The sequence below is a fragment of the Mycobacterium sp. 4D054 genome, from assembly GCF_052245755.1.
In the GTDB taxonomy this organism is placed as follows: domain Bacteria; phylum Actinomycetota; class Actinomycetes; order Mycobacteriales; family Mycobacteriaceae; genus Mycobacterium.
The window spans coordinates 23,735-45,877 of the sequence record NZ_JBQQCF010000021.1; the positions used below are offsets into that span (position 1 = coordinate 23,735).

Below are 22,143 nucleotides of genomic sequence, written 5' to 3' on the forward strand. Positions count from 1 at the left end.
GGTGAACGTCTGCTACACAACGATTCCCACCACCCCACCTTCCGCGGCAATTCTGCCGAACCAATTGGCGCACGTGCACTATGCATGGCACACGAGGCTGATTCGCCGCCAGAAATTCACCGCGCCAGACGGAGGTATCCGCCGTCTCGGCGGGGCACCATGTCGCCCTGATGAGGGGCGGCGCTTCTAGCGGCTGGGGCGCCATCCAAGCAGCCCAAATGCCCTTTCGATGGTGAGGACCGGCATGAATAACACCGCAGATGACCTGGCTCTCGCGCTGTCGTTGGCAGACGAGGCCGAATCGATGACGATGCCTCGGTTCACGGCCGTGGATCTCTACGCGAAGGCCAGGCTGGAGGACGAGCCACTAACAGATGCTTACCGCGACGTCGACGTCGCTCTCCGCAGAAGACTGGCCATGAAGCGACCGCAAGATGCGATTCTCGACGAAACGATCCGCGGCCCAGAGCTGTTGGCCGGACGACGCTGGGTCATCGAGCCGCTCGACGGCAGGAGGAATTTCCTCCGCGGGGTACCTTTCTGGGCCACCGTTGTCGCCCTGATAGTCGACGGCGTGCCAACCGTGGGTGTCGTCGCCGCCCCCGCTCTGCGTCGGCGGTGGTGGGCAGCAGCCGGGCAAGGCGCGTTCGCAACGCGGTGGACTGAGCCGACGCGACGGCTGGCTGTATCGGCGATCGATGACTTGGGGACAGCCAATCTGACCTTCTCCAGTCTGGCCGGATGGGGCATTCTCGGCATGCGCGAGCGCTTCATCGTCCTGACCGACGACGTCTGGCAGGCACGCGGTTACGGCGATTTCTACTCGTACTGCCTGGTGGCCGAGGGAGTCGCCGACATCGCATTGGCTGCGCAAGCGTCCACCCGGCAGTTCGCGGCCCTCGACGTCCTGGTGCGTGAGGCCGGCGGCACATTCACAGACCTGGAAGGTTCGCCCGGACCACACGGCAAGACCGCCGTCGCCACCAATGGCCCACTACACAATGCGGTCCTTGGCCGCTTCTACGGCGCCGCAGCGGTGCCTCAGCCGGTGTGAGCACCTGGCAGACAAGAAGCATCCGAGACCGTGCTTTTTGCCCTGGCGGGTCGAAGTCGGCCGGGCATGCCGTCAATACACTCGACACATATGGCGGCGACCACGCCCCGCGATAAACCGGGTTACCACGCGTTCGTTTTTGACATGGACGGCGTGGTCACCGACACCGCGAAGATTCACGCCGCGGCATGGAAAGCCCTGTTCGACGAGGTGCTGACCCGGATCGGAACACCCGGTCAACCGCCGTTCGATCCGGTACGCGACTACCTCACCTACATTGACGGCCGCACACGCGAGGACGGTGTCAGGGCCTTCCTGGCCGCCCGCGGCATCGAACTGCCGGAGGGCAGCCCGGACGACGGCCCGGATCGGATGACCGTTCACGGGCTCGCTGAACGTAAGCAGCAGCTGTTTGCCGAAGCCATCGCCCGCACCGGGGTCACGGTGTTCCCCGATGCCGCCGATCTTCTCGCCAAACTCCTCGACCGCGGCATTCCCACCGCGCTCGTCACCGCGAGCCGCAACGGCCGGGCCGTCATCGACGCCACCGGCCTTTCTGGCATGTTCACCACCATCGTCGATGGGTCCGACGTCGCGCGGCTCGGGTTGCGGGGCAAGCCCGACCCTGCGATGTTCCTCGAGGCTGTAGACCACCTTGGTGTGGAACCGGCCGACGCCGTCGTCCTCGAAGACGCCATCGCAGGCGTGAAGGCAGGTGTGGCAGGTGGTTTCGGGCTCGTCGTGGGAGTCGACCGGGTGGGACACGGCGCCGAGCTGGCCGCAGCGGGCGCCCATCTCGTTCTCACCAGCCTCGATCAACTCGACGCGGTGGTGCGTGACGGCGGGCAGGCCGGCAAGTGGATCGGCGGTGCCGACAGGACCAGCTCCGATGCTTGGCACCTCGTGTACGAGGACTTCAACCCACTGCTTGAGGGAACACGCGAGGCGCTCTGCACGCTCGGCAACGGGTACTGGGCGACGCGCGGCTCGGTACCGGGTTCCATCGCCGACGGCGTGCACTACCCGGGTACCTACGTCGCCAGGATCTACAACCGGGTCATCAGCACCATCGGCACGCGAACGATGGAGACCGAACACCTGGTGAACACGCCTGACTGGACATACCTGACGGTCCAAACGGCCGACGGGCCTGTGCTGCGTCCGGGTATTCCTGAAATGCTCTCCCACCACCAGGACCTTGATCTGCGTGCCGGAATGCTGACCCGCGTCAACAGGTATCGCGATCACGACGGACGAACCACGAAGATCACATCGCGTCAGATCGTCTCATTATGTGAAACGCACACCGCCGCCTTGGAAGTCACGATTGAGGCCGAGGACTGGTCGGGCGAGGCGACTGTGGAGTCCGTCATCAATGGCGCAGTCGCGAACCGAAATGTCGCTGCCGATCTTCAACTCACGTCGCAGCATCTCGAATCGGTCGGCTCGACGGTCGTCAACGACAACACAGTGCGCCTCGAGGTGCGGACCAACCAATCGGGTATCGACATCGCGGTGGCGGCGCGGCATCGCGTCGGCCCCGCCGAAAATGTTGCAGACCGGCGGCCGATCGCTGAGGAAAGCCGTGCCGGCCATGCGTTCACCATTGTCCTCCGGGCCGGCGTCCCGGTGACTGTCGAGAAGACCGTGGCCGTGGCGACCTCGCGCGACAGCGCCATCTCCACCGCAGCACTGGATGTGGACAAGCGCATCGCACGCGCGGGAAGGTTCGATGACCTCCTGGAAGGGCAACGCACCGTTTGGCGGGACATCTGGCAGCGGTTCGGCATCGGCCTGGAGATCGGGTTCGAGCAGGCATTGGCACTCAACTTGCACATCTTTCACGTGCTGCAGGTGGTCGTCGCGGCCGACACCGATCTCGATGCGGGCCTGCCCGCGCGCGGGTTGCACGGCGAGGGCTATCGCGGACACATCTTCTGGGACGAGCTTTACGTCTATCCGTTGCTGACCATGCGGAGGCCGGCACTGACCCGCTGCTTTCTGCTGTACCGATATCGGAGGCTACCCGCAGCGCGGGATTTGGCGTGGACCAACGGTTTTGATGGCGCGATGTTCCCCTGGCAGTCGGGCAGCGACGGCCGCGACGAGACGCCGAGCGAGCTGTTGAATCTCCGTAATGGCCAATGGATGCCGGACAATTCCCATCGACAGCGTCATGTCGGCCTGGCGGTGGCCTACAGCGCGTGGCAGTACTACCAGGCGACCGGCGACAAGGGCTTCCTCGAGGACTACGGCGCCGAGCTCATCGTGGAGGTCGCTCGGCTGTTCGCCAGCATGGCAGTTCACGATCCGGTCGATGACCGGTACAACATCAGCGGCGTGATGGGACCCGACGAGTATCACGACGGCTACCCGGATGCCCCGGGCCTGGGTGTCCGGAACAACGCCTACACAAATGTGTTGGCGGCCTGGGTATCAGCACGGGCAGTCGACACGGTCGACCTGCTGGTCGGCCGCGACTGTGTCCCGCTGTGGCGCCGACTGGACATCAGGCCGGGAGAACGCGAGCACTGGCAGCGGGTGAGCCGACGGATGCGGGTGCCGTTCCACGAAGGCGTCATCAGTCAGTTCGAAGGATACGAGGCGCTGCAGGAACTCGACTGGGAGAGCTACCGCGAGCGCTACGGAAACATCGGGCGGATGGACCTGATCCTGCAGGCAGAAGGCGACTCCACGAACAGATACAAGTTGTCCAAGCAGGCCGATGTCGTGATGCTGTTCTGTTTGTTCTCCACCGAAGAACTGCGTGAATTGTTCAACCAGATGGGTTACTCCCTTGATCCAGATCTCGTGCAGCGCACGGTGAAGTACTACGAGGCGCGCACGACGCACGGCTCTACGCTGAGCAGGGTCACCCACAGCTGGGTGTTGGCCCAAAGCGACGTCGCCCAGTCGTGGTCGTTGTTCACCGAAGCCCTCAAGGCAGACCTGCAGGACACTCAGGGCGGAACGACTCGCGAAGGGATCCACCTTGGGGCGATGGCCGGAACGGCCGACATAGTGCTGCGCTGCTACGCCGGTGTGGAGACACGGGGCGACGTGCTTCACCTCAACCCGATGCTGCCGAACGAGATCGGCCGGGCGTCGTTCGAGATCATCTACCGCGATCAGCCGGTGGACATCGAGTTGACCCACAAACATGCGCGGCTGCGGCTGTTGCCGTGCGCAGCCGACCCGATCGAGGTGTGCGTGAGGGGCACCAAGAAGACCCTGGGCCCGGGCCAATCGTGGGCGGCGCGTCTTCCCGCCCGCTAAAGGCCTGGACGTCGCCGGCGCCCCCGGGGGAACTCAGCGGGACGGGTCGCCGCGCCAGCTGAAGCTGTTGACGTACTTGCCCATATCCAGCGCGAGTTGGAGGTTGGCCGCCGAGGGTTTACCGGAACCGAAGTCGGGTCCGAACGCGCGGTACGGACCCACCGCTCCCGCGATCAGCGCCAGATCGTTCTTCACCGCGACCATCACGATGACGCGCATCCTGGTCGAACTGCTCATCGCACCCTGGGGCCAGAAATCGGCGGTGAACCCGAATCCACGGTGATAGCCGACCATCGTGTTCGGGATCTCGTAGGCGGTCGTGGTGTCCGGAAAGGTCTTGTTCACCAACTCGACGGCGATCTCCTGCGCGCTGCGCCCACCAGCGGGAAGGCTGAACAACCGCATCGTGCCTCCGTCACCGGCTTGCAGCACCGCGGTCACCCCGTCGGTGTGCGTGGTCACCTGGTAGGCGGATCCTTCGGACGGATACGACACCGAGAACGCCCCGTCCGCGGCGGTGAAGCGCGGGTTGATCTCTACCGCCCGGTTCGTCGGTGGACTACCGCAATCGGGTGGACAGACATACCTGGGCGCGGGTTTCGAAAGAAGGCCCGACAGCCCGACCAATCCACCGGCCAGCACCACGACGGAGACTCCGAGCGCCAGCGCCACGGTGCGGAACGACGACGTCGACGGCCGGTCCGCCGTGAAGGTGCCGGACTGGATCGAATAACCGGGCAACAATCCGACGACGATTTCTCCGGCCGCCGGGTCCTCGGCCAGCCGGATGGGACGATGCTCGCGGCGGGCCCGGCGTGACCGCTGTGAGCACGCCTGCATCGCAGCACCGCACCGGGCGCAGAACGGCGCATCGGGCACCACATGGTTGCACTCGACGCACAGAATGGGCTCGTCGACGTCGGATTCGTCGTGCGCCTCGTGCAGCAGCGCCAGATGCAATCCGATCCGCAGTGCGAACAACGCCATCGCCGCCAGCATCAAATGCACTGCCAGTTGCGCCAATTGGGGAAGTCGGGCCACGTCGGCCATCCCCAGCAGGGCATAGATGACAACCACCACGACCGCGATCAGGATCAGGGTCGTGCGCACGAAGCCTCGGTGCTGGTGGGCCTTGGTCGGTGGCCGGGTGAACCAGAGCGCGGTGCCGACGAGGCCGCCGACGGCCGCGGCGGTCAGCGGCATCGCGATGCCGCGGATCCCGGCCTCGACGAGCAGCCCGTCCAGCGGCCGCACGCGGTTGATCATTCCGGTGGTGACCTGGGGCGCCAACCGGGTCAAGGTGGCGGCGGCGGTGAACGTCAGGGCGCCCAGCGCGCCGATCACGTAGCCGTCCAAGGCTGCTCGGCGGCCGCGCCACGACCAGCGGGTCAGCAGGGCCGGGAACAGCATGAGCAGCATGCTGCCCAGCGGCACCCCGATTCCGTCGCGCAGGATTCGCGTCCCGGCGATGCCCGCGCCGAGCGGGACACCATAGGCGCGGGCGACCGCCGCGCCCGTCAACAATGCCCACCCGACGCCGAAGATGACTCCCAGGACCGCCGTCAGTACCAGTGGGCTGCGCGGAAGATCCCGGAACACATCGGATTCCCGGAGATAGAGGACAAACAGCAGCGGAAGACCGAGTGAGGCGATCGCGGTGAGTGCGGCAGGCATCCGTAGAAGCGTGGCGACGGCGAGTGCGGCGGCGAGCAGGCCGAGACCCATCAGAAACACCGTGCGCGACCGCGGTGTCAGGTGCGGGAACAGCGAACTGGTCAGCGCCGGCGTGAACAGCCGCTGTCCGGGGGCGGCACTGAACGCGCGTGCACGCAGCCAGTGGGGACCGTCGCCTTTGTGGTGTTCGGCCAGCGGCACACCGCACAGTCCGCAGTATTCGCCTGCGGGAACGTCCATCTGGCAGACCGGACACTCCACCATTGCCGGAGGCGCGCTCATCAGGCCTGTATCTTCTGGGCGATCTGGAGGTTGCGCACCAGGTTGTCGATATCCGGGGTGCCGAGCCCGGTGACCAGGTCGTAACCGGGACCGGCGTTGTCGACGGCGTTGCCACCCAACGTGATGTCCCGGTAGGCGGGGCGTGGAGCGCCCTCGGCGACGCGGTACAGCAGCGGGTTGATGTCACCGATGAGGGAGCCGTCGTGTTCGGTCAGATACTGATTCATGACGGCGGTCAAACCGGCCCAGATCGGCGCGGACTGTGAGGTGCCGCCGCCGACGAGCACCTGATCGTTGAGCACGATCCTCACGCCGGTGAACGGGTCGGCGACGGCAGCGATGTCCGGGGTCATGCGCTTGCCGCTGTGGCGGTCGGCCGGTACCGCGCCCGCGGCCGCACGCTGCCAGGGCGGCATGTCGAACAGCGCCGAGACGCCGCCACCGGTGCCCTGGGACAGCGGCACGTCGAACCAGGTCTGCTCGGACACCCAGGTCCCGTCCGCGTCAGTGGACAGGGTGGTGCCTCCGACACTGGTCATCTCGGGCAGCGACGCGATCGAGTCGAGGCCGATGTCCTGTTCGCTCGGCGGTGACGACCAGTCTTGTCCGCCACGGCATTCCATGCCGGCCAGGTCACCGCTGGCGTTGAACGCGGTGGTGCCGTGCGACTGGGCGATGCGCAGCGCCGACCGCACCGGGGCCAGGTCGGCGGCGGTGATGAGCTTGTCGCAGCCCCAGCCGATCGAGAAGCTCCACACCGCCCCCGGGAACCGGCGGTCGGTGTCCTCGAGCATCTCGCCGATCTTGCGATATCCGCCGTCGCCCTCGACGGTCGGGCGGGCGTTCACCACGACCTTGCGGGCGTCGGGTGCAATGGCATGTGCCACTTGAAGATCCATCGACAGCTCGCCTCGCGGCTCGCCGGGGGATCCGCCGACGACTTCCGGCGTGAACTGCGGCAAGCCGAACATGGTGGCGAACGTGTCGAGGTCGGACTGATGGAACCCGTCGAAGGCGAAGACCACGATGGTGGTGCCCTTACCGGTGAATCCGGCCCGGTTCAGATCGTCGGCGTTGTAGGTGTTCAGCAGGGCGTCGGGAGCCAGGCCCCGATCGGGAACATCGAGCGGGATGTGGTCGGGTCGCGACATGCGGTGCGGGAGGTAACTGAGGATCCGGCCCATTTCCGACACCTCGCCGCGCAGGTGCTCGGGCACCGCCGGCTGATGCGGTGACGCATAGAAGAGTCGCCCTGTCCGACCCCGGTAGTCACGCACCGAGACATCGAACGCCCGCCCGACCGCATCGGGGGAGCCCTCGACGATCACCCAGTCGTCACCTGGCCGCCACCGCACCGACAGTGACCGGTCCCGGGCCCACTCGATCAGCCCGGTGGGGCGAGACGGGTCGGTGAGGCTGGCGGTGAACTCGATGCTCTGCTCGCGCGCCGGCCCGAGGTCGGTGGACGCACCGAGCAGAGAGGCGTAAGGCCCCGCGATGAGTCTGTCCTCGGAGGGACGCTCGGCGGCGGATAGGTCAAGCGCCGCCAGCACTGCTCCGAAGAGAAGCAACGCGGCCAACCATCGAACGGTCGCCGTGGTCATGACTCGGACCCGAACTCAGCGCGTGCCCGGACAGTGTCCGGGCACGGCTCGCTCAGTTCCCGTAGTCGTCGCGGCCCGGGTTGAGCGTCGGCTGCGGCGCCCTGACCGGAGGAGTGAAGATGTTCGGGTTGCCGGGGTCGGGGGCCTTCTCGGTGGGGGTCAGCGGCGGCGGCGGCGTGGTGGTCGTGGTGGTCGTGGTCGTGGTGGTCGGCTCTTCGGGGGCCTCGCTCTCCGTGCCGCACGACGCGGTGAGGCCGATCATCGCGAGAACGGCAGCACCGCCCACCGCTGCCGAGATACGACGACCCAGACGATTCAATGCCATGTTCGGTCCTTTAGTTGTTGACTGCGTGGTATCTCCGGCCAGCGCGATCCGCCACCCTGTGGGACATGTCCATCCTAGGAGGAAAGTCGAGATTCGGCGTGTAACCGAAACCCGGCCCGCGGCATTCCCACCGGCAGCGGCGGTGAGGGCCGAGGCTGCTGCGGACAGCGGGACGGGGCGCAAGTTAGCTGGGTGGACATCGTCGGTGCCAGTTCGTACCCTCACCAAGACTCGACAGCCGGACCGGTACCGGTCTCTGCAGAGAAGGATCGTGATCATCCGAATCACCGCGGCGCGCCTTTGGGTTCGGCGGACGGCCTACGGTGCCGCGGCGACGGTCCTGGCGCTTGCGGTGTCGATCGGCGCCGTGGCGGCCGACCCGGCGTCAGACGCGCTGTCCCGGCTCAACGAATTGTCGCGTCAGGCGGTGCAGAGCCGCGAGGCGGTCACCGCGGCGCAACACGACGCAGACGCCAAACAGGCGGACCAGACCGCGGCCGAAGAGCGGCACCGCGGCGATCTGGAAGCGCTGGACGCCGCGAACGCGAAGCTGGCGCCCTATCAGGCCGCGGTGAATCGGGTCGCGGCGATGACCTATATGGGTGGTCGCACCGGCCAGGTGTCGGCCGTGCTCGGCGCGTCCTCCCCGCAGCAGCTCATCGACGAGCTGGCGGTGGAGCGTGCGGTGGCCGCCGAGATGGCCGCTCAGATGACGGCCTTCAAGACCGCACGTGAGCGCGCGGCCGCCGCTGCCCAGGCCTCGGACCGCTCGGCCGCCGAAGCTCGCGCCGCGGCCGAGCAGTCCGCTGCGGTGCGCGCGGACCTCGAAACCAAGTGGGCTGACCTGCAACGTCAGATACTCGCCGCGGAGGCGCAGTACGCGGCGCTGACACCGCGCCAGCAGGCGGTGATCGACAATGCCGCGGCAGTGCTGCCTCCGGCCCCGAATGCGCCCGGTCCGGCAGACCCCCCGCTGGCCGCGATTCCCGGCGTCCCCCCCGGCGACGTCGCTCCACCGCCCGCGGCGGTCCCGGACCTCCCGGAAGCGTTGCCGGTCGGTGTCGCGTCGGAGGCCGGGCTCCAGCCCAACACCATTCTGGCTGCCCGCGCCGTCAGCGCACGGTTTCCCCAGATCGCCGACATCGACGGAGTGCGGCCGGACTCGAAGCCGTGGCATCCGAGCGGACTGGCGATCGACATCATGATTCCCAACCACGACAGCCCCGAGGGCATCGCGCTCGGAAACGAGATCCTCGCCTTCATGATGGCCAACGCGGCACGCTTCGGGTTACAGGACGTGATCTGGCGCGGCACGTACTACACGCCGGGCGGTCCGCGGGGATCCGGTTACGGGCATTACGACCACGTGCACGTCACGACGACACCACGCCGCTGAGCGACGAGCGAGACGCTTTGCTACGGATGAAGATTCCACTGGCCGCAGTCCTGGGCCAGCACGTCGTTGACATCGACGCGGATGCCGCCGACTACCGGGCCGGGATTCGAGGCGGTGTCGATGATCCGCTGATAGAGAACCGCGGCGGGGTATATCTGACCGCGCGACCAGGACCGGGTCTGCCACGCCCACACGCGACCCGGCGTGCCTGACCGCCCGATGACACCGTCGGATGCGGCCCACTGGCAGGTGTTGATCCCGCCGTACACGCCGGTGCGCTGCACGCCGAGCACCGAGTTGATCCCGCGGAACCACGGCAGTGCGAGGGTGTCCCACGCATGGCGGTCTATGTCATCGTCGACGCTGAAGTAGATCGGCGCGCTCCGCCCGCCGCCTGCCGCGGTGTGCAGCTGCCAGGCGGTGCGTGCGTCGGCGACGCCGCCGGCGTATCCCCGCGTGAAATCCGAAGGGGCTGTCCCACCCGGCTTTCCGTACTGGTAGTTGCTGACGATGACCAGACCGGCGGCGGTCAGAGACTTGGCGTAGGGCAGGGTGATCGGCTTGGCGCCGAAGTTGGAGCCGGGCCGGGACGTGGACACGTAGTTGATGACCCCGGCGTGGCCGGCGGCCCGGATGTCTTGGGCCGGGATCTGGCGCATCGCGTAGTCGATCAGGGTCGGAGCGGCGGCCGACGCGGCATGCATGCCGGCGGCTGCCGACGCGGCACCGAGCCCGGCCAACGCGGACGCTGCGGCGGCGTAGCGCAGCGCGTCGCGGCGGGTCACCGGACGCGGGCGCTGTCCGCTGCTGGTTCCCGGCGTCTCACGCACCGGGGGAGGTTAACAATGTGACAGCTGTGAACTGTGTTGCCACGCCGCGGGCCGGTGATCGGCCGACCGCTATCCGCGATCTTGACCGGGCTGTGCCGCCAACCATGTGGCGACGATCCCGCCCTCATCCGCCTCGACCGACCGCAGCTCGGTCAGTGTCGGGTGCCCGGCGTCGAGCAGTGCGCTGTCGGTGCCCTCTTCCGGCTCGTCGGACACCTCCACCTCACTCAAGCGCACGCCGCCGTCGCGCACCTCCTCGACCCGGGTCTGCACCGCCCCGCCCCGGGCCAGCCGCGCGTGGCGGATCGGACCCACCTCCGCCGCGGGCCGATCGGGGACGTTGAGGGACAGCACGGTGCCCTCGGGTGTGTCGAACAGCAAATCCAGCACCGGTGCGAGCAGTCCGGCCGCCGTTCTCCAGTGCCGCTCGCCGGTGGGATTCAAGGCGACGTCCAGCGAGACCGCCAGGGCGCGGGTGTCGCTGATCTTGGCGGTGAGTGCCGCGCCGACGGTGCCGGAGTGCAAGACGGCCCGGCCGACGTTGGCGCCGTGGTTGATTCCGGACAGCACGAGATCCGGACGCGGATCGAACCAGCCGTTCAGGGCGGCGGCGACGATGTGTCCCGGTTGGGCATGCACCGCCCACGCCTGCACGTCGAGGCCGGGCAATTCCCGGGGCTCAACGACCGTGCGACCGTCGCGGCGGACGGCGCTGAGCGCGGCGCTCGCGCCGCTGGCCTGCTCGGCCGGCGCGGCCACGATGACGTCCAACCCGGCGTCCAGCGCTGCGAACGTCAGGGCGTGCAAGCCTGCGGAGTCGATCCCGTCGTCGTTGGTCACGAGTGCGAGGGGCACGAGCCAACCTCCTGAATCGGGACGGTCACTTCGTCCATGGGCGCAGCTCCACCCGTTCGGCGAGTGTCTCGACGGCCCGGGCACCGCCGGTACCCAGCCCGTGCCGCACCACGTTGAGCGCTCCGCAGGCCGCGCCGATCTGCAACGCCCGGGGCAGCGGGCGACCGCTCGCCAGCGCGGCGACGATGCCCGCGGTCATGGAGTCCCCGGCGCCCGCCGAATCCGCCGGCTCCAACGCCGGCATGCAGATCTCGACGACGTCACCGCCGCGCGTTCCGCCGCGGCCGGACTCCCGGTCGTCGAGCAGGGCGAGGGCCGGCGCTGAACCCGCCCGCGACACCACGATCGTGCCCGCACCCTCGTCTCGCATGGAGTGCATGGCCGCGACCAGATCCTGCGCGTCGTCGGACTTCGCCCGCCCGTCGTCGAGGAGCTCTTCGTGGCTGACCTTGATCAGGTCCGGCTTGCCGGCGAGCACCGCTTCGAGCCGGTCGCCGGAGAGGTCTGCGGCCACCTTGCAGCCGTTGGCGCCCAGATCGGTGGACAGTCGCCGGTAGAGGTCGGCGGGCACCACGTCCTTCTCCTGCGGCCCGGACAGCAGGACCCGGCCGTGGGTGAGTCCCTCGGTGAGAGTGAGCTCGTAGAGCGAGTCGAGTTCGTGGCGGTCCAGCGGAGTGCCCGAGGCCTCCGCGACGACTTCGCGCTTGCCCGAGCGACGGTCATGTACGTACGAGCCGTTTCGTGCGCTGACCGGCACCACGCGCAGGGTGACGTCGCAGATGGGCAGCAAGTGCCCGAGGACATCACCCGTCTCCCCGCCGAGCGCCGAACACAACACGACCGGCACACCGAGCGACGACATCATGCGCGACTGCCAGACACCCTGTCCTCCGGCATGGACGTGGATGTCGGCTTCGCCCGAACGGTCCTCGACCGTCACCGTGAGAACGGGGAGCGGAGCGAAGATGACGACGGGATGGCGATCATCTGACTGGTCGCCGCGAGGTTCCTGCTCTTCCGTGGGGTCTGCCATGGGCTTGGGTGTACCCACCCGCACCGGGAAGCCCACCCGGGGAGCACCGGTCATTCGATGCCCGGCGAGCCGTGCCTGACCGGAGCGGCAGCCGCTAGCGCATACCTATCCGGATGTTCTTGACTTGCTGGAACTCGTGCAGGCCGGCGGCGCCGCCGGTTCGGCCGAAGCCGCTCTGTTTGTATCCGCCGTAAGGCCCCTGCGGCGAGATTCGGCTGTTCTGGTTGACCCAGACCGAACCGGCTTCCAGTTGCCGTGCCACGCGATGTGCGCGGTTGAGGTCATTGGTGTGGACGAACGCGTTGAGTCCGTACCGGGTGTCGTTCGCGATGCGCACCGCGTCAGACTCCTCCGCAAAGCGCATGACCGACGACACCGGGCCGAAGGTTTCAATCTGCGCCAGATCCGAGGTGTTGTCCACGGCACCGAACACCGTCGGCTCGATGTAGTAGCCGGAGGCCAGAGCGCCGCCGAGTCGTGTTCCGCCAGTGAGTAGTTCACCGGATCCTGCTTCCGTGGCGGCGGCGATGACGGACAGGATGCGATCGGCTGAGGACTCGCTGATCACCGGTCCGAAAGAGACCGTGGGGTCGAAGGGGTCACCGATCTTGGCGACGGCGACCGCGGCGAGGAACTTCTCGATGAAGGCGTCGTAGACCGATTGATGAACCAGGATGCGGCTGGCGCACGCGCAGCTTTGACCCGACTGCATCAGTAGCCCCTGGTGCACGGACAGCGCCACCGCGAGCTCGAGATCGGCGTCGTCGAAGACGATGCCGGCTGACTTGCCGCCCAATTCCGCGACGACAGGGGTGAGATGCGTGGCGGCGTCCCGGATAACCCGTCGGGCGGTCTCGCCTCCGCCGGTGAAGCAGATCTTGCCGATGTCCTGGTGCCGAACGAGTGCGCTTCCGCCCTCGGCAGCGGCGGGTATGACGTTGACCAGACCGAGTGGCAGGCCGGCTTCGACGCACAGCTCACCGAATCGTCGTGCCGCCAACGGCGCCAGTTCGGAGGGCTTGAAGACCACGGCGTTTCCGGCGGCCAGGGCGGGCGCGACGCAGGAGGCGGCCACCGCCAGCGACCCGTTCCACGGTGCGAGAACGGCCACCACGCCGTACGGTTCCCGCTCCACGAAGTTGAGATCGGACGAGCCGCTCACCGGCGTGCTCGACCCGTGGGGTTTGTCGGCGTAACCCGCGAAATGCCTGAGGAACTGCTCCAGCATGAGGGCGGTCCCGGCGAAGGACACCGGTACCGCGTAGTCGTGCACGTTGAGTTCGGCGAGCTGCTCGAGGTCGTCATGCACCGCGTCGGCCAGGTCGATCATCAGGTCGCGCCGGCGGTCGACAGGCAGTTCCCGCCACTGCCGTTGAGCGTCCGCGGCCGAGGCGACCGCCGTGTCGACTTCCGCCTCACCCGCGAGCGCCACCGTGGCGTTGGGCAAGCCGGTCGCCGGGAAGATGTGGCTGTGCCGGGCGCCCGATGTCGTGGTGAGCCGGTCACCGCCGATGAGCGGGCCCACCACGTCACCGAACACGCCGGGTGGCATCGACGCGGAGTCTGTCACGAGGCTTCGTCCGCCCATTCTTCGGTCACCCGCTGCTTCTGCTCGGCGATCACCTGGTTGAGATGGCTGGCTTTGGGCCAGCCGTAGTAGGCGGCGAAATGCAGTGCAAGTTCGTCCATTTCATCGAAGGAAAGGTCCCGACTTTTCAGCGCCGCGTACACGTGGCTCAGAATCGGATAGGGCGCGTCCTGAAACGCCACACATGCCACCGTCACCAAGCGGCGCTCCCGCATCCCGAGGCCCGGGCGCAACCACATCTCCCCGAAGACGAAATTGAGGATGCCGGCACCGGAGAACGGATTGTCGCGGCCGGGGGCATACGGAAGACAGTTGACGGTCTTGAAGGTCTGCTCGCCGACTCTCAGCCGGGCCTCCGGATCACTGGGGGTGGGCAGGGGCAGCAGGGGTTCTGCCGGTGGGGTGCTCCGGCCGTGCTCGCGGTTGATCCTCTCCCACTGTTCGTCCACCACCATGTTGAACCGGGAGGCTTTCGGCCAGCCGCCATAGACGGCGAAATGCAATACGGTTTCCCGCATCTCGACGATCGATACGTCGCCGCTGTTGAGTGCTGCGTACACGTGATCGCGGAGCGCCCCCTCCGCGTCGGCGGCGGCCACGCAGGGCAGTGTGACGAACCGCCGGCTGCGTCGGGTCAGGGCCGGCCGTTGCCAGACCTCTGCGTAGACGAAGTCGAGCAGGGTGGTCGTCGCGGGGGAGGCGTCGTCGGGCGCCGGAAACGTCATCACCTCGGCGAAAGCTCTTCTGCCACGCTCCAAGCGGCCGGTCTCGACGCTGGTCATAGGGTGTCCTTTCCCAGGGTGCCGCTCATCGGAGCGTGACGCCGGCGTCGACCTTGAACTCCAACCCGGTGACGTACCGGGATTCATCGGAGATGAGGAACAGCACTGCATTGCTGATGTCGACGGCCTCGGCCATGACGATCGGAAGCGCGTTGCCGAACAGCGGTGCCAGGTCGGGTCGCTTTTCGGCGAGCAAGTGATGCAGCGAATCGGGGCGCATGCCGGTCGCGACGCCGGTCGGATGCACGGTGTTGACCCGGACATTGACCGCCGCGAGTTCGTTGGCCAGGGCGCGGCTCATCCCGACGACGGCGTGCTTGGACGCCGTGTACGGGGTGTGCAGAGGAGTGCCCTTCACCCCCGCCGCCGAACTGATGTTGATCAGGCTTCCCCCGCGCTCGATTAGGTGAGGCAGCGCCGCCGCGCAGGTGTTCCAGGCGCCGATGAGGTTGACGTCGACCACGGTGCGCCAGTGCTCGGCGGTAGTGGTGTCCCAGGTTCCGGCAGTCAACACCCCGGCGTTGGCGACCGCGGCGTCCAACCCGCCCAACTGCGACACACCGTCGGCGACGGCGGCCGCCAGCGCCGACTCGTCACGGACGTCGACGACGTAGGTGGCCGCTCGGCGTCCCAATGCAGCCACGAGTGACGCTGTCTCGTCGAGATCCTCGCGGGTGGCCAACGGGTATTCGACCGCGGGCAACGAGGCGCAGATGTCGACGAGGATCAGGTCGGCGCCTTCCTCGGCCAATCGGACCGCGTGGCTTCGGCCCATACCCCTCGCGGCGCCGGTGATGAGGACGCGCTTGCCTGCGGCCCGGCCGGTCGTTGTCGTCTCGGTCATCGTCGCCTACAGCTTGTTGCAGAAGCCGGCGTCGACGGGGAAGGTGACGCCGGTGACGTACCTGCCGGCATCCGAGACCAGGTAGGAGATCGCGGCGCTGACATCCTCGGGCTCGATCAGCGAGACCGGCATCGGGTTCTGCAGGTGAGGTCCACCGTCGGGATAATGTTCCAGGAACGCCGTCATGGCGGGGTTGTTCGCCATCATCGTGTTGACTGCGGTCGGATGGACGGTGTTGACGCGAATACTATGCGGTGCAAGGGCGTTCGCGAGTGTCCGCATCAGGCCGACGATCCCGTGCTTGGAGGCCGCGTAGCCGAGGCCGCCCCCCTGTATACCGCCGAATCCCCTCAGTCCGGCGGTGGAGCTGGTGAAGACGATGCAGCCGCCCCGGCCACCGTCGATCAGGTGCGGCATGGCGGCTCTGGCAGTGTGGAACGCCCCGACCAGGTTCACGTCCACCACGTCGGTCCACATCTCGAGTTCTTCCTCGATGGTCAACTGGCGGAAGCCCATCGCGGCGATACCGGCGTTGGCACAGACGATGTCGAGACGACCGAAGTGTTCGACACCGGCGTCCAGGGCCGTTCTCACCGCGTGGAAGTCTCGGACGTCTGCTACCGATCCGAGCATTTTGCCGCCCTGCGCCTCGACCAGCGCGACGGTCTCGTCCAGTTCCTCGCGCGAAGCCATCGGGTAGCCGTTCGAGGCGATGTCGGCGCAGATGTCGATACCGATAATGTCGGCACCGTCGGCGGCCAGGCGTAGCGCGTGACTGCGCCCCTGTCCGCGCGCCACACCGGTGATGAACGCGACCTTGCCGTCCAGAGAGCCCATCGATCCTCGTTTCGTACCGCGGGCCACGTCGTGCACACCGCTCGGGAATGAGTAACACGGTTACACCAGGTACGGTAACTGAGTTACTCAGACACGGCAAGGGGGTTCGGGTGGCTGACCCGGATAGCGGGGGGCGCGGTGGCGACGACGGCATCGTGGCCGTCGTGGTGGACATCCTCGAAACCGAAGGCTATGAAGCGGTGCAACTTCGTGAAGTCGCCCGGCGTGCTCGGACTTCTCTGGCCACCATCTACAAGCGGTACGGCACCCGTGACGAACTGATCGTCGCGGCCATCGAGGTCTGGCTGGCCGAGCACCGGTACTCAGGGGTGCAAGCGCGGCCACGGGAGCCGGGAACCACGCTCTACGCCGCTCTGATGGGGCTGATGCGGACCATCTTCGAGCCATGGGAGCGCCATCCCGGCATGCTCACGGCGTATTTCCGGGTGCGGTCGGCGCCGGGGGGGCTGAAACTGTTCCGGCGTGGGCTGGACATCGTGGGCCCGGCCGGCCTGGAGCTGCTGGCCGGTGTGGACGACGAGTTCGTGGCCAGCCTGGATGCGATCCTGTCGAATGTCATCTACGGGCTGCTCGGCAGATTCGCCGCCGGCGAGATCGCCATCACCGATATTCTTCCGACCCTCGATCGCACCGTGTACTGGCTGACCAAGGCGTACGAGGCGTCTCTCGACGCCCAGGGCTCCAGCTGACCATCGCAGTCTGCCGGCGACCCTCGATGGTGTGATGCCAAACCCGTTGGCCTACAACGGCACTGCGGCGCCGGTGCGTTCAGGCCCTTCCGACGAAGCCGCGGTGACGGTATCGAGTAGCGTCAGATTCGGCCGCCGGGGAACATCGTCCTGACTGCCTGGGTGATGTTCTCGCGGGCGCTGGCCTCATCGGTCGGGTCCAGCGAGCTGATCGCCATCACGTAGCGGCGGTCGGGGCCGATCACGCCGGTGGATACGTGCAACTGGTTGCCGCCGTTCCAGCAGCAGAACCAACCCTGTTTGACCGCAACGGGTTCGGCGTTGAGCCCGTCGGGGATGCCGAAGCGCTGCGGGTAGCCGTCGGTTCCTGTCGGAGTGGATCTCGCGAGGTTGTCGACGATGACGTCGGCCTGTTCGGGCGGTAGCCCTCCGGTGCCGTCCAGCAGCATGTCGTAGTAGCGGACGAGATCGCCTGCCGTGCTTTGGGTGACATCCCAGTGCCCGTTGTAGGGGGCCATGGTGCCCGTCAATCCGTACCGGTCGACGATGCGCGCGATCACGGCGTTCTGCCCGCCGCGGTCCCAGAAGTTCTGGGCGGCGCTGTCATCGGAGGAGCGAAGCATGACGTCGAGTGACTTGCGGTCGGCGGGGGAGAGCGGCGTCTCGCTCTGCGACGCCTGCAGCAGCAGGTCGTCGGCGATGAACAGCTTGACCACCGAGGCGATCGGGAAGGGCTTGTCGGCCCCGTTGGAGACGACCTGGCCGGTGTTGCGGTCCAATACGGCGATCTCGATGTCGGCCCCGGACGCGGCAGCGTCGGCGGTGGCTTGCTGCACCCGTGCGTCGAGCCCGGCGAATGACTCGGCCGGCCGGTCAGGAGGGGCTTGCGGCAGTGCAGGAGGCGGGGCCTGCGGGGCGGCGACGGTCGCCTGCGGGGCGTCCCCGGCGGCCGGGGGCGTACCCCAGACCTGGGCCTCACAACCGCTGACGAGCAGCGCGGCACAGACGAACGCCGTTCCCGTGATCGCCCGATTCAGCAGCGGCCGCCGACGCATGAGTCTCCTTCGAGAGGGTTTTCGACCAGAGGGCCGGGTCAACGCTGTACCCCGCGACCGACCCGCGCGACCGGCGGTCATCGAGCCGAGCCCACCGTGTCATTGGTGCGCAGTGGCGGCAGCACGGCCGGCAGCACGAGGCGACGACGCAACCGGCCGCTCGACACCCGAAAGAGCCGACCGTGCGTGACGAGATTTCCGCGAAGATCGTCGCGCGCAGTCAGGTAGGTCCAGCGGTCGGTGTCGGGCAGAGCGAAGAACTGATCGAAGAAGCCGGGCACCTCGCCCGGAGGCATCCGCAGCAGCGCTTCCAAACCGATGCGCCGCAGGCGGTGAACCACACGTGCCGCGAGCGGCCAGACCATGTCCTGGGCGGCAGCCAGCGCTTTGTCCGGACCGTCGGGCAGGCCGGCCGCGAGAGCGCCGGCCACCCGCGGGGCGAGCGTCAACGAGGCCGCCACGCTGAATCCGGTCGCCGGGTGGATCAGGGGCGCGGCCGCTCCGAATCCGAGCACGCCGTGGCCGCGATGCCGGGGATGGTCGACTCGAAACGAAACCTTCTCGCTGCGTGCGTCTTCCGGGACCGCAATGCCGTGCCGCGCCAGCCGCGAGTGGAGCCTTCGCCGCAGCGTCGCCAGCGGCAGGCCGGGCCGACGCGCCAGTGATGTCTCCTCCAGCAGCACCCGGCCGCCACCCAGCGGAACGGCGTAGAGGAAAGTCGGCCAACCGGTTTCGCCGTGATCGGCGCGCCAGTCCATGAACAGCGCATCGCCGGGGGCGACCCATGGCGCGGCCGCATCTTCGCCGACGATCAATCCATACGCGGTCTGTTCGGCAGGGGTGCGTTCCGGCGACGGGCGGTCCAGCGGGCGCCACCGGCCGGTGGCGTCCACGACGACCGAGGCGCGCAGCTGTGTCCCGTCCGCCAGGGCGACCACCCCCGGCTGCGGGGATCCCACGGCGCGGCCGCGATGGACTCGCACGCCGGTCAACTGGTCGGTCAGGTGCGCACGCAGCGCCGGTACGTCGAGTACGGCGTACTCCCACCCCAGCGTGTGCTCCGTCAGCGCGATCGCCCGGCCGGCCGATCGGGCCGCGACCACGGATTCGGGCAGGTCGGCGGGGAGTTCCCGACTCCACAGCCCGTACGTCGCCAGCCACGGCCGGTCCGGCGCCGGGTCGAGCACCCCGGTGGCCAGTCCGAGCCGGGCACAGGCCCCGGCCAGCGCCAACCCGGCGGGTCCGGCCCCGACCACCAAGACATCCATCGCTCCATACTGCCGCTAGTCGGCTGATCGACTGGGCGCCGAGTCCGCCGTGGTCGGTTTCCGGTGACCGGGAGCGCTCACCTCCTGACATCGCAGCCGGCGCGGTCCCAGCGGGTTCTGAGCTGCTCGTACGGCGCACCGGCCGCCGCGTCGTCCACAATGGTGCAGATGGACGGCGGTACCCGACCAGAGGCACACCAGCCGGACCCGTACCTTCGGGTCTACGCGTCCCGTGTGCACAACCTCAAGTCGGTGGATGTCGCCGCCCCCCGCGATTCCTTCGTCGTATTCACCGGGGTGTCGGGATCCGGGAAGTCGTCCCTGGCGTTCGGCACCATCTACGCCGAGGCCCAGCGCCGCTATTTCGAGTCGGTGGCGCCATATGCGCGCCGGTTGCTGCTGCCGCAGGACGCCCCGAAGGTCGATGACATCACCGGGCTGCCGCCGGCGGTCGCGCTGCAGCAGCGCCGCGGCAGTGCGACGTCGCGGTCGACCGTCGGTACCGTGACCACGCTGTCGAACCTGCTGCGCATGTTGTTCTCCCGCGCCGGCACCTATCCGCCCGGGGCCACGGAGCGCCTGGATTCCGACGCGTTCTCCCCGAACACCACGATCGGCGCGTGCCCGAAATGCCACGGTCTGGGACGCATCCACGAGGTGACCGAGCAGACGCTGGTGCCCGACCCGTCGCTGACCATCCGCGAAGGCGCGGTGGCGGCCTGGCCCGGAGCCTGGCAGGGGCAGAATCTCCGGGACATCCTCATCACGCTCGGCTACGACATCGACAAACCGTGGCGCAAACTTCCCAAACGGCAACGGGAGTGGATTCTCTTCACCGAGGACCAACCGACCGTTGAGATCGATCCGAGCCAGAATCCGGTCACCGCGGACTACTACTACAACGGCACCTTCTCCAGCGCCGAACGCCACGTTCGCCACACGCTGGCCAACTCGCAGAGCGCGGCGATGCGGCGCCGGGTGTTGCAGTTCGTGCACAGCACCGATTGCCCTGTCTGCGGCGGCACCGGGCTGCGACCCGAAGCGCTGGCGGTGACATTCGCCGGCCGCAACATCGCCGAGCTGTCGGCCCTACCACTGACGGCGCTCACTGAAGTTCTGACGCCGGCGGCGATCAGGACGGGATTTGCCGCGGCCTACGAATCCACCGAGTCGGGTGAATTCACCGAAGTGGCAACCATGATCGCTTCCGATCTGGTGGCCCGGATCGCCGTGCTGGTCGACTTGGGGCTCGGCTACCTGAGCCTGAACCGCCGCACACCGACGGTGTCGCCCGGCGAACTGCAGCGTCTGCGGCTGGCCACCCAGCTGCGGGCCGGGCTGTTCGGCGTCCTCTACGTGCTCGACGAGCCGTCGGCCGGTCTTCATCCGGCCGACGCCGAACCGCTGCTCAACGTGTTGGACAGGCTCCGGCGCGCCGGGAATTCGTTGTTCGTGGTCGAGCACGACATGGATGTGGTGCGCCGCGCCGACTGGATCGTCGATGTGGGCCCCGGCGCCGGTGAGTGGGGCGGCGACGTGCTCTACAGCGGGCCGGTGGCCGGCCTCGCGGACGTCGAGTCGTCGGTCACCCGTCGTTTCCTGTTCGCCGGCGGACCGCCCGCCCAGCGATCCGCACGCACGCCGTCTGGCGTTATGCGGTTGCGCGGCATCACTTTCCACAACCTGCATGACGTCGACGTCGAGATTCCCTTGGGGGTGTTCGTTGCCGTCACGGGGGTGTCAGGATCAGGCAAGTCGACGCTGGTCTGCAAGGTGCTCGGCGATGTGATGGCAAGGCAGTTGGGAAACTCCGTCGAACCCGACGACGTCGGCGCCGACGGTGAGGCCGAACTGCTGGACATCGACGCCGACTCCAGTGTGGGGGTGACCGTCGAGGGCGCCGAATTGATCGACCGTCTGGTTACCGTGGACCAGCGGCCGATCGGACGCACTCCGCGGTCGAACCTGGCGACCTACACCGGGCTTTTCGACGCAGTCCGTAAGGCGTTCGCCGGCACCGACGAAGCCCGTCGGCGAGGCTGGAGCGCAGGCCGCTTCTCGTTCAACGTCGCCGAGGGCCGCTGCCCCACCTGTCAGGGTGAGGGTTTCGTGGCGGTCGAACTGTTGTTCCTGCCGGGCACCTATGCCACCTGTCCCTCGTGTCACGGCGCCCGTTACTCGGACGAGACCCTCGAGGTCACCTACCGCGGCCGCACCATCGCCGACGTGCTGGCCCTCACCGTCGACGAGGCGGCCGACTTCCTGAGCGATCTACCCAGCGCGGCAAGGAGTTTGACGACGCTACGGGATGTGGGCCTTGGCTACCTGCGGCTGGGGCAGCCCGCGACCGAACTGTCCGGCGGCGAGGCGCAACGCATCAAGCTGGCCACGGAATTGCAGCGCGCCAAGCGCGGTCACACACTCTACGTGCTCGACGAACCCACCACGGGGCTGCACCCGGCCGATGTCGAACTGCTGGAGAATCAGCTGCACCGGCTCGTCGATGCCGGCAACACCGTGGTGGTGGCCGAGCACGACATGTCGGTGGTGGCGGGGGCGGATCACGTCATCGACCTCGGGCCTGGCGGCGGCGACGAGGGCGGCACCGTGGTGGTAGCCGGGCCCCCGGCTGTGGTCGCGGCTCACAAGCGAAGCCGCACCGCGCCGTACCTCGCCGCACAGCTGCGCTCGGGTTGACACGATGTGCACCTCCGCCGGAGTGCATCACGG

Annotated in this window: 17 protein-coding genes; 5 read left to right on the forward strand and 12 right to left on the reverse strand. The window is 67.8% G+C overall.

The window, feature by feature from the left end; genetic code table 11:
- Window positions 1-244: 244 nt before the first annotated feature.
- Both ACTWP6_RS16480 and ACTWP6_RS16485 read left to right on the forward strand, forming a co-directional pair.
- A complete protein-coding gene (locus tag ACTWP6_RS16480; RefSeq protein WP_443188263.1) occupies window positions 245-1,054 on the forward strand; it encodes an inositol monophosphatase family protein in 810 nt (269 codons plus the stop codon).
- Window positions 1,055-1,144: 90 nt separating this feature from the next.
- Window positions 1,145-4,330 (forward strand): beta-phosphoglucomutase family hydrolase, encoded by a 3,186-nt coding sequence (locus tag ACTWP6_RS16485; protein WP_443188264.1) that lies wholly within the window; start codon window positions 1,145-1,147, stop codon window positions 4,328-4,330.
- Between the two features lie 33 nt (window positions 4,331-4,363).
- Here the strand turns inward: ACTWP6_RS16485 and ACTWP6_RS16490 are convergent, their stop codons facing one another.
- The 3 genes from ACTWP6_RS16490 to ACTWP6_RS16500 are packed head-to-tail and all read right to left on the reverse strand — an operon-like array spanning window position 4,364 to window position 8,215.
- Window positions 4,364-6,286: a zinc ribbon domain-containing protein gene (locus ACTWP6_RS16490; RefSeq protein ID WP_443188265.1), complete on the reverse strand. Its 1,923-nt coding sequence runs from the start codon at window positions 6,284-6,286 to the stop codon at window positions 4,364-4,366.
- Window positions 6,286-7,890 carry a S53 family peptidase gene (locus ACTWP6_RS16495; protein WP_443188266.1) on the reverse strand — a complete coding sequence of 535 codons (1,605 nt, stop codon included), beginning with the start codon at window positions 7,888-7,890 and terminating at the stop codon, window positions 6,286-6,288. Before ACTWP6_RS16495 ends, ACTWP6_RS16490 begins: the two co-directional genes overlap by 1 nt.
- A 52-nt stretch (window positions 7,891-7,942) precedes the next feature.
- Window positions 7,943-8,215 carry a hypothetical protein gene (locus ACTWP6_RS16500; protein ID WP_443188267.1) on the reverse strand — a complete coding sequence of 91 codons (273 nt, stop codon included), beginning with the start codon at window positions 8,213-8,215 and terminating at the stop codon, window positions 7,943-7,945.
- Between the two features lie 283 nt (window positions 8,216-8,498).
- Between ACTWP6_RS16500 and ACTWP6_RS16505 the strand changes: the two genes are divergently transcribed.
- Window positions 8,499-9,611: a coiled-coil domain-containing protein gene (locus ACTWP6_RS16505; RefSeq protein ID WP_443188293.1), complete on the forward strand. Its 1,113-nt coding sequence runs from the start codon at window positions 8,499-8,501 to the stop codon at window positions 9,609-9,611.
- A gap of 20 nt (window positions 9,612-9,631) precedes the next feature.
- Here the strand turns inward: ACTWP6_RS16505 and ACTWP6_RS16510 are convergent, their stop codons facing one another.
- From ACTWP6_RS16510 to ACTWP6_RS16540, 7 genes are all read right to left on the reverse strand, one after another.
- Window positions 9,632-10,441 carry a DUF1906 domain-containing protein gene (locus ACTWP6_RS16510; RefSeq protein ID WP_443188268.1) on the reverse strand — a complete coding sequence of 270 codons (810 nt, stop codon included), beginning with the start codon at window positions 10,439-10,441 and terminating at the stop codon, window positions 9,632-9,634.
- Between the two features lie 69 nt (window positions 10,442-10,510).
- Window positions 10,511-11,296, reverse strand: coding sequence for a 5'/3'-nucleotidase SurE (gene surE / locus ACTWP6_RS16515; RefSeq protein ID WP_443188269.1), 786 nt, complete (start codon window positions 11,294-11,296; stop codon window positions 10,511-10,513).
- A 25-nt stretch (window positions 11,297-11,321) separates the two neighbouring features.
- Window positions 11,322-12,329 carry a 1-phosphofructokinase family hexose kinase gene (locus ACTWP6_RS16520; protein ID WP_260756052.1) on the reverse strand — a complete coding sequence of 336 codons (1,008 nt, stop codon included), beginning with the start codon at window positions 12,327-12,329 and terminating at the stop codon, window positions 11,322-11,324.
- Window positions 12,330-12,423: 94 nt separating this feature from the next.
- Window positions 12,424-13,881, reverse strand: coding sequence for an aldehyde dehydrogenase family protein (locus ACTWP6_RS16525; protein ID WP_260757874.1), 1,458 nt, complete (start codon window positions 13,879-13,881; stop codon window positions 12,424-12,426).
- 14 nt (window positions 13,882-13,895) lie between these two features.
- Window positions 13,896-14,699: a carboxymuconolactone decarboxylase family protein gene (locus tag ACTWP6_RS16530; RefSeq protein ID WP_260756051.1), complete on the reverse strand. Its 804-nt coding sequence runs from the start codon at window positions 14,697-14,699 to the stop codon at window positions 13,896-13,898.
- Between the two features lie 25 nt (window positions 14,700-14,724).
- Window positions 14,725-15,543 (reverse strand): mycofactocin-coupled SDR family oxidoreductase, encoded by an 819-nt coding sequence (locus tag ACTWP6_RS16535; RefSeq protein ID WP_260756050.1) that lies wholly within the window; start codon window positions 15,541-15,543, stop codon window positions 14,725-14,727.
- 6 nt (window positions 15,544-15,549) lie between these two features.
- A complete protein-coding gene (locus tag ACTWP6_RS16540; protein WP_260756049.1) occupies window positions 15,550-16,380 on the reverse strand; it encodes a mycofactocin-coupled SDR family oxidoreductase in 831 nt (276 codons plus the stop codon).
- Window positions 16,381-16,490: 110 nt separating this feature from the next.
- Here ACTWP6_RS16540 and ACTWP6_RS16545 point away from each other — a divergent pair, with 110 nt between their 5' ends.
- The gene (locus ACTWP6_RS16545; RefSeq protein WP_443188270.1) at window positions 16,491-17,090 is read left to right on the forward strand and encodes a TetR family transcriptional regulator; all 600 of its coding nucleotides are present in this window, start codon (window positions 16,491-16,493) and stop codon (window positions 17,088-17,090) included.
- A 122-nt stretch (window positions 17,091-17,212) separates the two neighbouring features.
- Here the strand turns inward: ACTWP6_RS16545 and ACTWP6_RS16550 are convergent, their stop codons facing one another.
- Together ACTWP6_RS16550 and ACTWP6_RS16555 are read right to left on the reverse strand one after the other, a co-directional pair.
- Window positions 17,213-18,145, reverse strand: coding sequence for a serine hydrolase (locus ACTWP6_RS16550; protein WP_443188271.1), 933 nt, complete (start codon window positions 18,143-18,145; stop codon window positions 17,213-17,215).
- Window positions 18,146-18,222: 77 nt separating this feature from the next.
- Entirely contained in the window at window positions 18,223-19,413 is a 1,191-nt protein-coding gene (locus tag ACTWP6_RS16555) for a lycopene cyclase family protein (RefSeq protein WP_260756046.1), read from the reverse strand.
- Window positions 19,414-19,581: 168 nt separating this feature from the next.
- On the opposite strand from ACTWP6_RS16555, the gene ACTWP6_RS16560 reads away from it, so the two are divergent.
- Window positions 19,582-22,110, forward strand: coding sequence for an excinuclease ABC subunit UvrA (locus ACTWP6_RS16560; RefSeq protein WP_260756045.1), 2,529 nt, complete (start codon window positions 19,582-19,584; stop codon window positions 22,108-22,110).
- Window positions 22,111-22,143 lie beyond the last annotated feature (33 nt).

Excerpts from the sequence above, each read along its gene's own strand:
- ACTWP6_RS16560 (WP_260756045.1), top strand. The coding sequence starts at position 19,582 with ATGGACGGCGGTACCCGACCAGAGGCACACCAGCCGGACCCGTACCTT.
- ACTWP6_RS16555 (WP_260756046.1), bottom strand. The coding sequence starts at position 19,413 with ATGGATGTCTTGGTGGTCGGGGCCGGACCCGCCGGGTTGGCGCTGGCC.
- ACTWP6_RS16500 (WP_443188267.1), bottom strand. The coding sequence starts at position 8,215 with ATGGCATTGAATCGTCTGGGTCGTCGTATCTCGGCAGCGGTGGGCGGT.
- ACTWP6_RS16490 (WP_443188265.1), bottom strand. The coding sequence starts at position 6,286 with ATGAGCGCGCCTCCGGCAATGGTGGAGTGTCCGGTCTGCCAGATGGAC.
- ACTWP6_RS16495 (WP_443188266.1), bottom strand. The coding sequence starts at position 7,890 with ATGACCACGGCGACCGTTCGATGGTTGGCCGCGTTGCTTCTCTTCGGA.
- ACTWP6_RS16485 (WP_443188264.1), top strand. The coding sequence starts at position 1,145 with ATGGCGGCGACCACGCCCCGCGATAAACCGGGTTACCACGCGTTCGTT.
- ACTWP6_RS16550 (WP_443188271.1), bottom strand. The coding sequence starts at position 18,145 with ATGCGTCGGCGGCCGCTGCTGAATCGGGCGATCACGGGAACGGCGTTC.
- ACTWP6_RS16525 (WP_260757874.1), bottom strand. The coding sequence starts at position 13,881 with ATGCCACCCGGCGTGTTCGGTGACGTGGTGGGCCCGCTCATCGGCGGT.
- ACTWP6_RS16480 (WP_443188263.1), top strand. The coding sequence starts at position 245 with ATGAATAACACCGCAGATGACCTGGCTCTCGCGCTGTCGTTGGCAGAC.
- ACTWP6_RS16530 (WP_260756051.1), bottom strand. The coding sequence starts at position 14,699 with ATGACCAGCGTCGAGACCGGCCGCTTGGAGCGTGGCAGAAGAGCTTTC.
- ACTWP6_RS16540 (WP_260756049.1), bottom strand. The coding sequence starts at position 16,380 with ATGGGCTCTCTGGACGGCAAGGTCGCGTTCATCACCGGTGTGGCGCGC.
- ACTWP6_RS16535 (WP_260756050.1), bottom strand. The coding sequence starts at position 15,543 with ATGACCGAGACGACAACGACCGGCCGGGCCGCAGGCAAGCGCGTCCTC.
- ACTWP6_RS16520 (WP_260756052.1), bottom strand. The coding sequence starts at position 12,329 with ATGGCAGACCCCACGGAAGAGCAGGAACCTCGCGGCGACCAGTCAGAT.